We start from the raw sequence: 14,070 nt of genomic DNA, 5'->3' as shown, positions 1-14,070 counted from the left end.
TCGGCTCACACACCCTTCGCAGTCTTGATGTATTCGTCCTCAGCGGCACGGTCGGCCTTTTGATGAGTCTCGATCGCGGACGTAGTCTTCGCCGTGAACGCCCCGAGATACGCGATGGCGTCGTCGAGACCTTCGGTAATTGCCTCGACCGCTTTGCGGAAACCCTCTCCCGCGTTGTTGCCCGCGTTCAGCCGCTCGGAACCGAAGTGCTCTGGACCTGCATCTGCGCCGCCGACGTACCGCTTTGCGGCCGTCTCGAGAGCCTCTTTCAGATCGACGAGATCGTTGTTGATCTCCTCGATCTCGTCCCACTCCTGCCTGAAGCCTTTGCCGCCCTTCGGCGCCATGTCGTTCCCCCTAAGTCAGCGTCCCGTCTGCACTTCGACGTGCGTCGGGCGCTTCCGGTGCCGTTCACGTGCACATCGAATCTACCCACCGCGCCCAGGCCGCGCAGCCGATTGCGTGTTTTGCACACGCACAGGGGGGGTGGGCCTGTGACCAGGGATTACGAGTTGGCCGCGACGACTCCGGCCAGCCGGTCCGCAGCCGCCTGGGCGACGGTCAGGTCGGTCGCCTCGACCATGACGCGGATCAGCTGCTCGGTGCCGGACGGCCGCAGCAGCACCCGGCCGTTGTCCCCCAGTTCCCGTTCGACATCGGCCACCACGGCGGCCACCGCCGACGAGGAGGCGACCGCGGCCTTGTCCGCGACCGGCACGTTGACGAGCACCTGCGGCAGGCGCTGCATGACACCGGCCAGGTCGGCCAGCGTGCGGCCGGTGCCGGCCATCCGGCTCATCAACCGCAGCGCCGTCAACAGCCCGTCACCGGTGGTCGCGTAGGCAGGCATCACCACGTGGCCGGACTGTTCCCCGCCCAGCGCGTAGCCGCCTGCCCGCAGCTCCTCCAGCACGTAACGGTCGCCGACCGCGGTCGTCTTCACCTTCACGCCGTGCTTGCGCATGGCCAGGTGCAGGCCCAGATTGCTCATCACCGTGGCCACCAGGGTCTGGTCGGTCAGCTCACCCGACTCGGCCATCGCCAGCGCCAGCACCGCCATGATCTGGTCGCCGTCGACCTCGTTGCCCTCGGCGTCGACCGCCAGGCACCGGTCGGCGTCACCGTCGTGCGCGATCCCCAGGTCGGCGCCGTGCTCCACCACGGCCGCCTTCAGGCTGTCCAGGTGGGTCGACCCGCAGTTGTCGTTGATGTTGATGCCGTCCGGCTCCGCATGGATGGCGATCACCTCGGCGCCTGCCCGGCGATACGCCTCCGGAGCGGCGACCGAGGCCGCGCCGTTCGCACAGTCCACCACGACCTTCAGGCCGTCGAGCCTGGTGGACACGGCACCCACCAAGTGCGCCACGTACCGGTCCATGGCGTCCTCGAGATCGACGACCCGGCCGATGGCCGCCCCGGTCGGCCCGTCGACCGCGGCGTTCATGCCGGCCTCGATCTCGTCCTCGATCGCGTCCGGCAGCTTGTGCCCGCCGGCCGCGAACAGCTTGATCCCGTTGTCGGGCATCGGGTTGTGCGAAGCGGAGATCATCACGCCCAGGTCCGCCCCAGTCTCCGCGACCAGGTGCGCCACCGCGGGCGTGGGCAGCACACCGAGTCTGCGCACGTCGGCGCCTGCCGACGTCAGTCCCGCCACCACGGCCGCCTCCAGCATCTCGCCACTGGCGCGGGTGTCGCGGCCGACGACCGCGACCGGGCGGTGCGACCGGTCGTGCGCCGCCAGCACCCGGGCAGCGCTGGCCGCCAGCGACATCGTCAGCGCGGGAGTCAGATCGCCGTTCGCCAGCCCGCGCACACCGTCGGTTCCGAACAGCCGTGCCATCTTGAGCGGGACCTCCTCGTGCCTGAAAACCCGACCAACGGTAGCGGCTGTCCGCCGGGAAGACCGCACGGGGGCTGCGGTTGCGCCGTCACACCCTGGGCGCGATCCGCATCAGCTTGGCGGGTTCGACCACGCCGGGCATTCCCACGATCACCGGGAACCCGGCCTCGCGCCGCACGTCCGTGGCGAAGCGGCCGCTCGCGTCGGCGTCGAAACACATCGCGCAAACACGAACGCCCACCCGGCTCGAGCCGGATGGGCGTTCGGGCACGACGAACGTCAGCGCTTGCTGTACTGCGGCGCCTTGCGGGCCTTCTTCAGGCCTGCCTTCTTCCGCTCCTTGACCCGGGCGTCGCGGGTCAGGAAGCCCGCCTTCTTCAGCGCCGGGCGGTCGTCCGGGTCGATCTCCACCAGCGCACGGGCGATCGCCAGCCGCAGGGCGCCCGCCTGGCCGCTGATGCCGCCGCCGCGGAGGTTGCCGAAGATGTCGAAGCTCTCCGACTTCTCCACCAGCTCCAGCGGCTCGCGGATCAGCTGCTGGTGCACCTTGTTCGGGAAGTACTCCTCCAGCGACCGGCCGTTCAGCTTGAACTGGCCGCTGCCGGGGACCAGACGCACCCGCACCACGGCTTCCTTGCGGCGCCCGACGGTCTGCGCGCTACCACCGGCAGCGCGGGACGGACGCGGAGCGGCGGGCGTCTCGCTGGTGATGACGGCCGCGACGGACTCGCCGGCAGCCGGGGACTCGGTGGTGGTCACGGTTTCCTCGCTCACTGTGCGCTCACCTGCGCGACCTTGCTGATCTTGAACGGCTGCGGCTGCTGTGCCGCGTGCGGGTGCTCAGGCCCTGCGTACACCTTCAGCTTCTTGGCCTGCGCACGACCGAGCTTGTTCTTCGGCAGCATGCCCTTGACGACCTTCTCCACCAGCCGCTCCGGCTTGGTCGCCAGCAGCTCGCCGTAGGTCCGGCTGCGCAGGCCGCCCGGGTAACCGCTGTGCCGGTAGGCCCGCTTCTGGTCGCGCTTGTTGCCGGTCAGCACGACCTTCTCCGCGTTGACAACGATGACGTAGTCACCGGTGTCCACGTGCGGTGCGTACGTTGGCTTGTGCTTGCCGCGCAGCAGGTTCGCGACCTCGGTCGCCAAACGGCCGAGGACGATCCCCTCGGCGTCGATCACATGCCAGGCGCGCGTGATGTCGCCGGGTTTGGGCGTGTACGTGGACACGGTGCTACCTCGTCGTCAACTGGTCTTGCAGGCTTGTGGATGGGTGTACGGGCCGCGCGCTCCCCATATCCGGGCGCGCTGCATCGCACAACGACGTCCCAAGATACCCGGTTGGTGCACGCCGCTTCGCAGCGGGGTGGGGTCTTGCCCGGCGCCCGGGTCGCGACACGGCCTTCACCGGCCGCGACCCGCGCTCGTGCCGCCGGATCCCGGGCAGCACAAAGGGTGTGGCCCGGACCCACCCGGTCCGGGCCACACCCGCGACGTCTCGCCGATGGAGAGGTCAGCCGCCGAAGGACTCGGTGATGCCCCGCTCACCGCTCATGTAGCGCTGCTTGGCGTCGATGATCGCGGTCTCGATCTGGGCCAGCACCTGAGCCAGTTCGGCCTGCGCCTCGTTCTGCTTCTTCTGCGCGGTCTGGTAGGCGGTCTGCGCCTCACCTTCCCAGCTGGCGGCCAGCCGGCGAACCTCGGCCTCGACCTCCTCCAGCTTGGTGTTCATCAGCTGCTGGGCCCTGTTCACCTCGTCGGCGGCCCGCTCCAGCGCGGCGTAGTTAACCTGAATGGTCATTGCGAGTTCCCCTTACGTCAGATCCGTGGTGTGCCTGTGGTGTGGTTGATCAGCCGTCCAGCGCGGAGAACGACCCGCCGCTGAAGCTGCCGGCGCCCTCCTCTTCCATCTGCTGGTAGGTCGAGCCCGCCTTCTCCAGCAGGACCGCCAGGTTCTCCAGCGAGGCGTTCAGCGAGCGACCCTTCTCGTCCACGCGCTCCATCAGCTGACGGAAGGCGTTGGCCGCGGTGCCCTGCCACTGGCTGAGCACCTCGCCCATCGCGGCCTCCAGGTTGTTGACCGCGGTGTCCAGGTCGGCCTTGACGTCCATCAGGTTCTTGTGCGCATTGGTGATATCTGCGACTTCACCCTTGTAACCGCCCATGAGAGGCTGGCCCCCTTTTCTGTGAGCTTCTCTTCCGGCGTACTTCCTTCTGCCTTCGTACGCCCCCTACGACGCTGACCCTGCCATGACTGGTTCCGCCCCGTCAGCGAGTATGCGCAAGTAGTTGCAGTAGTGAACGCCGCGGGCGGAACCGAGCGCCGCCGACAGTCGGCGCGAGACCGTCACCGCGCCCGCCACATAGGCTCTGACCTGCGAGTTCGCCCCGATCAACGATCGGGACGCGGAAACGTTCACGCCCGCGAACGCCGCGCATCGACATCACCCGACCGGGCCGGGGTGGCGTTCACTCGCCGGTGAACCGGATGGTCCGCACCACCTGTTCGCACGCGGACTCGACCTTTTCCCTGGCGTCTCCGCCCCACTGGCACCCGATGCTCAGCTGCTTGTCGTCCTTGGCGATGACCAGCCACACCGTGGCGGTGTCGCCGGACGTTTCGATGTAGGTGATGACCGGGCGGCCGGCGAAGACGTCGTCGGGTTTGAACCGCTTGATGTTCCGGCCCGTCTCCTCCAACCGGTTCTGCAGCTCGGTGATGAACCGATCCCGGTTGTCCTCGTAGTCGTAGCCGATGTCGAACCGCTGCACCGACACGAAGTTGGGGCCGTCTTCCTCACCTTCCGGCCGGATGGCCACCTGCTTGTCCTCCTGGACCGTGTCGGTCTGGGTCCAGTTCTCGGGGTAGGTGAACGAGTAACCGAACGCGGAGATGCGGTTCTCCTCGGCTTCCCCCTGGTCGTCGTCCTTCGGCTGCATCAGCAGCACGACGCCGGCCACCACCACCGCGACGAGAGCGAGCACCCCGGCGCCGATCAGCGCCTTCTTCCTGACCCCGTCCTTGCCGCCGTCGGAGCCGGCGGACACCCGCGCGGGATAACCCGCCACGGAAACCGGGGCATAGCTTCGTGCGGCGGCCGGCTGGGCGGCCCCGGACGGGGAGGCCGGTGGTTGACCGGAACCGGACGACACCGGCGGGCGGTGACCGCCGGACACCGCCGGCCGGGGACCGGTGGCGGGCTGCGCGAACCCGCCACTCGGGGTCGTCGGTGTCGCCGGCGCGGTGGCTGGGAGCGTCGGGGCGGCCGCCGAACCGTGCCCCGGCGGCACCGGCGTGGTCGCCGGGACGGTCGCATCCGCGTGTGCAGCCGACGTCGGCTGCGTGATCGTCTGCCGCGAGCGAGCCGGTTCCGCCTTCGCGCTCAGCACCGTCAGCATCGCGCCGCGCGCCACGACGGTCTCCGGCTGGTCCCACGTGATCGGCACGATGCCGAGCCGTTCGTGAATCAGCCGAGCCACCATCGGGATCCGGCTGGTGCCGCCCACCAGGAACACGCCGGTGAGCTGCTTGGGCCGCAGGCCCGCCTCGTCGATGGCCATCGCGGTCATCTCCACCGCGCGGCCGAGCGGGCCTGCGATCAGCCGCTCCAGATCTTCCCGGGTGACGTGTGCGTCGGCGAACGGCGGCGGCATCGGCACGTCGGTGTAGGCGTGCCGGGAGAGCGTCTCCTTCGCCCCGCGGACGTCCTGCCGAAGCACCCGGCGCCGCCTGCGGTCGCCCAGCGTGCGTGCCTCCATCAGCGCCCGCCACGCTTCGGGGTCGGTGTGGGCGACCTGCCCGCCGATGAACTCCAGCAACGCTTGATCGATGTCCGCGCCGCCGAAGCTCGGGTCTCCCTTGGTGGCCAGCACGCGGTACCCGGCCTGGCTGCCCGGGCCGCTCTCCTTCTTGACCACCGACACGTCGACCGTGCCCGCCCCCATGTCCAGCACGGCCAGCACGTCACCGGCCGAATCGCTGAACTCCACCGTGCGGTCGTTCGGGGACGGGGTGAACGTGGCCGCGTGGAACAGCGCAGCGGCCACCGGCTCGGGCAGCAGGGTGATCTCGTTGCCCAGCCCGGCCGCAGCCTGCCGCAGCACCCTGGTGCGGAGCACACCCCAGTCCGCGGGGTGGGTCAGCACCAGCAGGTCGACGTCCGCGCCGCCGCCGAGCCGGCGCGCCTCGGACACCGCACGCTCCAGCACGGCCCGGATGGCGTCCAGCACCGGCACCACGGTGGTGCCGAGCAGCAGCTCGCCCTCGTCGATCCGGCGCTTCGGGTTCGGTTCGTAGCGCGCCGGATCGACGGCCGCTTGCCGCTCCGCTTCCCGGCCGACGAACAGCGTCCCGTCCTCGGCGCAGAACACCGACGACGGCAGCAACGGATGTCCGTCGATCATCACCACCTGCGGCTCACGGCCGTACAGCGATGCGACCACACACGTGCTCGACGTGCCGAAGTCGACGGCCACCCGCAGGCTCATGCAACGACCCTAGCGAGCCTCACTCCGGGTCGATCCACGAGACCTGGATCAACTGCTTGCCCGTCTTCCGCGAGACGAAGAAGCCTCGGCCGGGCGGCATGGCCTGGGCACGCAGGTTGCCGATCAGCTGGCCTTCGTCGCGGGAACCGTTGCCCAGCAGGCCGGGCATGGACAGCTCCTTGAGCTTGCCGAGCACCGGGTCGAACATCGCCCTGCTGGCACCACCGACGCGCCGGGTGATCACCAGGTGCAGGCCGACGTCCTTGGCCTGCGGCAGGAACGGCGCGATCGGCTGCAGCGGATTGCCGCTCTGGGTGACCACCAGGTCGTAGTCGTCGACGATCAGGAACAGCTCCGGGCCCTTCCACCAGGACCGGTTCTTCAGCTGTTCCTGGGTGACGTCCGGACCGGGCAGGCGCTTGGTCATCGAGCCCGCCGCCTGCTTGATCACGTCGGTCAGCTGGTTGGCCGACACCGCGTAGGCCAGCAGCTGCTCGCCCTCCATGAAGCCGAGCAGGGTCCGGCGGAAGTCCACCAGGATGACCAGCGCTTCCTTCGGCGTGTAGCGGTCCTGGATGCCGCGGATGATCTGGCGCAGCAGGTTCGTCTTGCCCGACTCGCCGTCCATCAGCGCGTAGAAGTGCGGATCGGCGTCGAAGTCCAGGTACACCGGCGCCAGCTCGTCCTCGTTGAGGCCGATCGGGATGAGCTTGGAGTCGCGGTGCTGGTCCTGCGCCAGCAGCTCGGAGTAGTCGAACTTGCTCGGCAGCATCCGCACCGCGGGTGCGTGCCTGCCCTTCCACGCCGCGTCGATCCGCGCGATGGCGTCTGCGACGCCGTCACCGACCGTCTCGGGGTCGCTCGAGCCGTCGATGCGCGGCAGGCCAGACAGGAAGTGCAGCTTGTCGTGCGTCAGGCCGCGGCCGGGACGGCCCTGCGGCACGTTGGCCGCCACCCGCCGGTCGATGTCCGACTCGCTCGGGTCACCCAGCCGCAGCTCGAACCGGGTACCCAGCATGTCCTTGATCGCCGGCCGGATGTCCGCCCACCGGTTGTTGGCGATCACCACGTGCACGCCGAACGCCAGACCCTGCTGGGCCAGCCTGGTGATCTGCGGCTCCAGTTCCTCGAACTCGTCGCGCAGCGCCTTCCACCCGTCGACGAACAGGAACGCGTCACCGAACGGATCCTGCTCCGGGGTGATCTTGCCCTGCCGCTTGAGGTTGCGGAACTCCGCCATCGAGTCCACGCCGAGCTCGCCGAACCGGGCCTCGCGCTCGGTGATCAGCGTCGACATCTCGGCCACGATGCGGCGCGCCTTGTCCGGCTCGCGCCGGGCCACCGCGACGCCACCGCAGTGCGGCAGGGCCTCCATCGAGGCCAGCGTGCCACCACCGAGGTCGACGGCGTACATCTGCACTTCTTCCGGCGTGTGCGTCAACGCCAGCGCCATCATGATGGTGCGCAGCATCATCGACTTGCCGGACTGCGGACCACCGACGACCGCGCCGTGCCCGGCGCCGCCGGAGAAGTCCGCCCACAGCGGGTCACGCCGCTGCTCGTACGGGCGGTCGATGATGCCGATCGGCACCTGCAGCTTGCCGTTGCCGAAGAAACCCACCGGGCTCAGGCCGCGGTCCTCGGTCGGGTTGAGGTTCGGCAGCAGCGTGTCCAGCGAGTTCGGCTCGTTCAGCGGCGGCAGCCACACCTCGTGCGCGGGCGGGCCCTGGCCGATCAGCCGGTTGACGATGACCTCCAGCTCGGTCGGCTCGTCCACCGACTCCTCGTCGTCCTTCTTCTTCTCCTCGACCTCGGGCTCGGGTTCCGGCTCCGGCTCCTTGGGCGGCTCGACGTAGTCCGGCACGAACAACCGCGGCCGCTTGTCCGCCCGCACCACGTTCTGCTTCGAACCGGGTGCGGTCTTGATGCCAGCCGGCCGGTACGGCCCGGAGACGTAGGCCGCCTTGAACCGCTCCAGCGTGTTGGTGTCGTACTTCAGGTACCCGCCACCCGGCACGTTCGGCAGTTCGAACGCGTCCGGCACACCGATGGCCGCCCGCGACTCGGCGGCGGAGAACGTCTTCAGACCGATGCGGTAGGACAGGTGCGAGTCCAGACCGCGCAGCTTGCCTTCCTCCAGCCGCTGCGAGGCCAGCAGCAGGTGCATCTGCAGCGACCGGCCCAGACGGCCGATGGCGACGAACAGGTCGATGAAGTCCGGCTTGGCCGACAGCAGCTCGGAGAACTCGTCGACCACGATGAACAGCGCCGGCATCGGATCCATCTCGGCGCCGTTCTCCCACGCCTTCTGGTACTCCCAGGCGTTCTTGAAGTTCTTGTAGTTCTTGCCGTCGCCGCGCTTGAGCGCCTCCTGACGGCGGTTCATCTCACCGGCCAGCGCGTCCTTCATACGGTCGACCAGGACGACCTCGTCGGCCAGGTTGGTGATGACCGCCGACACGTGCGGCGCGGCCTCCAGGCCGAGGAACGTCGCACCACCCTTGAAGTCGACCAGCACGAAGTTGAGCTGGGTCGACGAGTGGGTGCACATCATCGCCAGCACGATGGTGCGCAGGAACTCGGACTTACCGGAACCGGTCGCACCGATGCACAGGCCGTGCGGCCCCATGCCTTCCGCGGCCGCTTCCTTGATGTCCAGGTACACCGGCTGGCCGTGCTCGCCGACGCCGAACGGGACACGGTACCGGTCGCGGATCGGGCGCGGCCGCCACGCCTGCTGGACGTCGAACGTCATCGCGTCGCCCGGGATGCCCAGCAGCTCGAGCAGGCCGGGGTTGGACATCAGCGGGTGGTCTTCTTCCTCCTCGCCCTGCGCCGTGGTGCCGATCCGGTACGGCGAGATGCGCCTGGCGATCGCCTCCGCCTCGGCCAGGCTGAGCGAGTCCGGGGTGCCGAACCACTCGACGCCGCCCGCGTTGCGCGCGCCGAGCTGGCCCTCCTTGACCTCCAGCCGCAGGCCACGCCGGGCGGCCAGCCGGTTCAGCTGCCCGGAGATGTCCAGCACGGTGACCCCGGCAAGGCCCTCGTCGATGACGATCCGCTCTTCCCGGCTGATGTCCGCGTCGTCGACGATGATCACGATGTGCGGCCCGTCGGTGTACGGCGCCTTGCGCTGGAACCGCGGGCGTGGCGCCAGCTCCTCGGCCAGCCAGTCCTCGATCTGCTGCAGCGAGCTGGCCATCATGCGCAGCTGGCCGATGCCGTCGGTGAGCGTCGGGTGCTGGGCGTGCGGCAGCCACTTCACCCACTCCCAGTCCCGCTTGGCCTTGCCCGCCGAGGCCACCGCAACCAGCACGTCCTCCGGGCTGTGCAGGGTGACCAGCTGGGCCAGCATGGCACGGGCGAACGACAGCACGTGCTCGCGTTCGCCGTTGAGGCTGATGGCGGCGAAACCGCGCACCGAGATCTGCGTCGGCAGGTTGCGCACCAGCGAGTTCGCCCTGGTGAACCGGCGCAGCGCCAGCGTGGAGATGGGTTCCAGCTCGTCCACCGGCCCGGTCTGCGGCGGCACCAGCCGGGTGGCCAGCCGGTGCGAGCTCAACCCCACCCGCAGGTGCATGAAGTCCTTGTCGCTGGCCCGCCGCTCCCACATCCGGCGGCTGCCCGCGATGGTCAGCAGCGTGCTGGGGTGCGGGTGGACCCATTCCAGCGCGGCGTGCTGCTCGCGCATCGCCTGGTGGGCCCGCTCCCGCATCTGCCCGAGGTACCGCAGATAGTCCTTGCGGTCCTCGTTCATCTCGGCCTTCTTCTGCGCGCCGCCGCGGCCGCCGCCGAGGAACATGCCGCCCATCGACACCAGCATCATCACCGGCATCATCAGGAAGAACGGGTTGACCCCGCCCCGGTCGCGCATCGCGGTGAACATGAAGGCGACCATGCCGAGCGTCGCCAGAATCATGACGAACGGCAGGATCTTCTGGACGACGTTGCCCGGGATGTTGCGCGGGATCTCCGGCGGTGGCTCCAAGTGCACTTCGCCGCCGGGCGTGCGCGGCGCCGGCATGCGTGGTGGCCTCTTGAACTGAACCGTGCTCACCGATGAACCCCTCTACACCTCGGCGACTGGACGCGACTGGGCCGCAACCGTCTGACACGGTAGCGAACCTCGACCTGCCTCGGGTGCCAGGTGACCGAAATTGATCCGGTGGAATCCTGGGTTGCCGCTGTGCGAGCAGGCGAAGTCCGATATAACAGGGCCGACGACCGACGAAGTAGGGGGCATCTGCAGTGGCTTCGGGCACGACGGTATTCAGCCGGGTGACGGTGGTGGCACCGCGCACCAGGATCGACGTGGCGCTGCCCGCTGACGTCGCGGTGGCGGACCTGCTGCCGCTGGTGGTCGACATGGCCAGGGAGACGTCCAGCGACGGTGGTTCCCGGCACGGCGGCTGGGTGCTGGCGAAGCTGGGCGAGTCCGCTCCGCTCGACCCGAGCCGCACGCTCGCGTCGCTCGGGGTGCTGGACGGCGAACTGCTGCAGCTGCGCAAGCGCAGCGAGAACCCGCCGCCACCGCTGTACGACGACGTCGTGGGCGCCATTGCGGAAGTGACCCCGGACAACTTCCGTCCGTGGACGCCGGAGACGGCGCGGCGCATGGGCCACATCGGTGGCGGACTGGCGCTGGCCGCTGCGGCCGTGGCTCTGTTCTATGGCGGGCGGCTGTTCCCGGGTGGCAGCGGTCTGGCGGCAGCCATCATCGGCGGCGTCTTCGCCATCGCCTGCGTCGCGCTCGGGGCCACGCTGTCGAAGGTGTACGACGCGGCGTCCACCGGGGTGGTGATCGCCGCGGCAGGCGGTCTGCCCATGGCGTTCGTGTCCGGCTTCTACACGGTGCCGGGCGCCCAGCTGCCCGCGAACTTGGCGTTGGCGAGCGTGTTCATGCTGATCGTCGCCGCCGCGTCGATCGCGTTGATCGGATCCGGTATCTCGACGTTCATCGCGGCCGCGACGGCAAGTGCGCTGGGCGCGGTGACGTTCGTCTTCGCGCTGATCCTGGACGACGACATTCCGACGGCCGGGTTCGCCGCTGCCGCGGCCGCGGTCGCGCTCGCGCTGATCTCCTACCTGCCGCGGGCCACGATCCTGCTGGCCAAGCTGCCGTCCCCGGTGGTGCCGAGCACAGCGGAGGAACTGAAGGAGGACAGCGGCTTCCCGGACTACGAGCTGATCGAGCGTCGCACGTCGGTGGCGCACGAGTACATGACCGGTCTGTTGATCGGCTGCGGCTCGGTCGTGGCGATTTCCTCGGTGCTCGCCGCTCCGGCGGGCACGTTCGGTTTGCTGCTGTCCATCGCGGCGACCCTCGCCCTGCTGCTGCGGGCGCGCACCTACGCCAACGGCAGCCAGGCGATCGCGCTGCTGACCGTCGGCATGGTGGCCGCCGCCGGCATCCTGCTCAGCTGGCTGTGGGCGGCCACTCCGGAGGAGCGGCTCATCTGGGTGTTCGGCACGCTGGTCCTGGTCGGCGCCGCCGCGCTGGTGGTCGGTGTGGTGTTCCCCAAGCAGCGCTTCTCGCCGCCGCTGCGGCGCACGGTGGAGATCCTGGAGGCGGTGTGCATCGCTTCGGTGCTGCCGCTCGCGCTCGGCGTCCTCGGTCTCTACGACCACGTCCGCTCGGTGGGCTCGAGCCTGCTCGGCTGAGCGTCCGGAGCGGGGCCGGGGCCTGGCAGGGCACGCGGTCGGCGATGAGCCGGTTCGACCACGGTCCGGCCCGGTGGCACGACACAGTGACGCCAGTCGTGACGGCAGTTTCGAGCATGGCGTCGTCCGGGCCGGCGAAGTTGACGAGAACGCGCACCGGTGCATGATCCGGCGGGTAAGCTCCCGCAGGGGGTTAGCCGTCGCAACGGATGGGGAGACGAGTGGCTACGCGACGTACGGCCATGGCGGGCGCTGTCGCGCTCACGTTCTTGTTCGGCACCATCGGTTCCGGGCTGGCGCCCGTGCCCGCTGCGGCACAGCAGGAGGAGAAGCCGCCGTGGGCGCCGCAGGGCCCGATCTCGTCCTCGGTCCCCAAGGACACCGGTCGCCCGGCCAAGCCGCACGAACAGGTCACCGAGTGCATCGAGTCCTCGTTCACCCAGCGGGAGATCCCGTCGGAGCAGATCCTCAAGGAAGGCCCGTGGGCGCAGCGGTTCCTGCGCATCCACGAGGTACAGCAATACGTCCGGCAGCGCAGCCCGCACGGCAAGGTCGGCTGGAACGACGAGAAGAACAGGCCGATCAAGATCGCGGTCATCGACACCGGGGTCACCCCGAACGACCATCTGCCCGCGTCGCGGCTGGAAGCCGGCGGTGACTACATCGAGGGCGCCGACGGCGCGCAGGGCCTGGAGGACTGCGACGGGCACGGCACCCAGGTCGCGGGCATCATCGCGGCCAACCCGAAGGACCCGAGCATCGGTTTCACCGGCGTCGCGCCGGACGCGCACATCATCTCCATCCGGCAGTCCAGCCAGAACTGGACGGAGAAGTCCGACGAACAGATCGAGCGCGAGCGGGAAGAACGCCGGGAGGCGGAACGGCAACGCCGCAAACAACAAGAAGCGGAGCAGCGGGCGCGGGAAGCCGAGCAGAAGCTGGAGCAACTCCAGGAGGAGATCAGGAAGACCAGGGAAGAGGCCAAGCGCAACAACAAGACCAGCTCCAGCCAGCAGGCCCCCAACGAGCCGCGCGCACAGGACAACCCGGCGGGCGCGGGCAATCTCGACACCCTCGCGCAAGCGATCGTGCGCGCCGTGGACAAAGGCGCCGATGTCATCAACATGTCGGTCGACGCATGTCGCCCGCTCTTCCCCAACGACGACCATGCGTTCCGTCCGCAAGGTGACGAGGTGAAAGTCCGCGCGGCACTCAAGTACGCCGCGGACCACAACGTGGTCGCGGTGGCCGCGGCCGGGAACGCGGCCCCGCCGAATTCCGGCGGCACCTGCCTGCAGAACGACGCGCCCCTCCCCGAGGACCCGCGCGTTCCCCCGAAGCATCAGCCGCGCACCCTGGTGATCCCGCCGTGGTTCTCCGCGGACGGCACCGTGCTCGCGGTCGCCGCGATCGGCAGGGACGGCAGCGTCGCCGATTTCAGCATGCGCGGGCCGTGGGTGAGCGTGGCCGCTCCGGGCACCGAGATCATCTCGATCGACCCGGCGGGCACCAACGCCATCATCAACGCCACGTTCAACGGCGACCGCACCAAGCCGCAGCCGCTGCAGGGGACCAGCTTCGCAGCGCCTTACGTGGCCGGCGTCGCCGCGTTGGTCAAGCAGATGCATCCCGAGCTCACGGCCAGGGAGATCATCGAGCGGATCCAGCGCACGGCGCAGCACCCCGGCGCGGCCGCGGGACGTGATCAGTTCGTCGGGTACGGCGTCATCGACCCCATGGCCGCGGTGTCGGACGAGCTGCCCGATGCGGGCGACCTCGAGCACGCCGAGGACAGGGCGTTGCCGTCCGACATGCCGCCGCTGAACGAACCCGATCCGGTGCCGATGTACGTGGCGCTGGGCGGCACAGGCGGTGCCTTCGCCGCCCTGGGGATCACGTTGTTCGTGGTCCGTTCGGTGCGACGGTACAAGGCCAAGAAGGCATCCGCCTGACGGCGGTTCCCTGCCGACGCCGGAGGTGCGTGCCGACCAGTACCTGCCATCGCACCGGAGTCCGGCACCGCCGAGGGCATCGTGCTGGTCGGAACGCCATGCCTCCGACCGCACATGCCTTGACGCCGGCCCG

11 protein-coding genes are annotated in these 14,070 nt (G+C 69.4%); 2 read left to right on the top strand and 9 right to left on the bottom strand.

Translation table 11 applies throughout. From position 1 onward, the window contains the following. Window positions 1-5: 5 nt before the first annotated feature. The 9 genes from YWY_RS0117980 to YWY_RS0117940 all read right to left on the bottom strand — a co-directional run bounded on the left by YWY_RS0117980 (window position 6) and on the right by YWY_RS0117940 (window position 10,381). A complete protein-coding gene (locus YWY_RS0117980; protein WP_028848753.1) occupies window positions 6-347 on the bottom strand; it encodes a hypothetical protein in 342 nt (113 codons plus the stop codon). A 158-nt stretch (window positions 348-505) separates the two neighbouring features. Beyond that, window positions 506-1,840, bottom strand: coding sequence for a phosphoglucosamine mutase (gene glmM, locus YWY_RS0117975; protein WP_028848752.1), 1,335 nt, complete (start codon window positions 1,838-1,840; stop codon window positions 506-508). Between the two features lie 88 nt (window positions 1,841-1,928). Next, the gene (locus YWY_RS24820; RefSeq protein WP_281169005.1) at window positions 1,929-2,060 is read right to left on the bottom strand and encodes a hypothetical protein; all 132 of its coding nucleotides are present in this window, start codon (window positions 2,058-2,060) and stop codon (window positions 1,929-1,931) included. 59 nt (window positions 2,061-2,119) lie between these two features. Next, window positions 2,120-2,599 carry a 30S ribosomal protein S9 gene (rpsI, locus tag YWY_RS0117965; protein WP_084609384.1) on the bottom strand — a complete coding sequence of 160 codons (480 nt, stop codon included), beginning with the start codon at window positions 2,597-2,599 and terminating at the stop codon, window positions 2,120-2,122. 11 nt (window positions 2,600-2,610) lie between these two features. After that, window positions 2,611-3,066 carry a 50S ribosomal protein L13 gene (gene rplM / locus YWY_RS0117960; protein WP_028848750.1) on the bottom strand — a complete coding sequence of 152 codons (456 nt, stop codon included), beginning with the start codon at window positions 3,064-3,066 and terminating at the stop codon, window positions 2,611-2,613. 283 nt (window positions 3,067-3,349) lie between these two features. Next, on the bottom strand, window positions 3,350-3,637 hold the full coding sequence (locus YWY_RS22715) for a WXG100 family type VII secretion target (RefSeq protein ID WP_051310398.1): 288 nt from the start codon (window positions 3,635-3,637) through the stop codon (window positions 3,350-3,352). 49 nt (window positions 3,638-3,686) lie between these two features. Further along, complete coding sequence (locus YWY_RS22710) at window positions 3,687-4,001, bottom strand: WXG100 family type VII secretion target (RefSeq protein WP_051310397.1); 315 nt, start codon at window positions 3,999-4,001, stop codon at window positions 3,687-3,689. Between the two features lie 304 nt (window positions 4,002-4,305). Beyond that, entirely contained in the window at window positions 4,306-6,324 is a 2,019-nt protein-coding gene (locus YWY_RS0117945; RefSeq protein WP_028848749.1) for a type VII secretion-associated protein, read from the bottom strand. A gap of 19 nt (window positions 6,325-6,343) precedes the next feature. Then, entirely contained in the window at window positions 6,344-10,381 is a 4,038-nt protein-coding gene (locus YWY_RS0117940; protein WP_028848748.1) for a type VII secretion protein EccC, read from the bottom strand. Between the two features lie 221 nt (window positions 10,382-10,602). Here YWY_RS0117940 and eccD point away from each other — a divergent pair, with 221 nt between their 5' ends. Further along, window positions 10,603-11,985, top strand: coding sequence for a type VII secretion integral membrane protein EccD (gene eccD / locus YWY_RS0117935; protein WP_028848747.1), 1,383 nt, complete (start codon window positions 10,603-10,605; stop codon window positions 11,983-11,985). Window positions 11,986-12,206: 221 nt separating this feature from the next. Continuing rightward, complete coding sequence (locus YWY_RS22705; protein ID WP_281169004.1) at window positions 12,207-13,937, top strand: S8 family serine peptidase; 1,731 nt, start codon at window positions 12,207-12,209, stop codon at window positions 13,935-13,937. The last annotated feature ends 133 nt before the right edge of the window (window positions 13,938-14,070 follow it).

Origin of the sequence: Thermocrispum agreste DSM 44070 (genome assembly GCF_000427905.1) — a bacterium.
In the GTDB taxonomy this organism is placed as follows: domain Bacteria; phylum Actinomycetota; class Actinomycetes; order Mycobacteriales; family Pseudonocardiaceae; genus Thermocrispum; species Thermocrispum agreste.
This window is presented reverse-complemented; position numbering and strand designations above follow the sequence as displayed.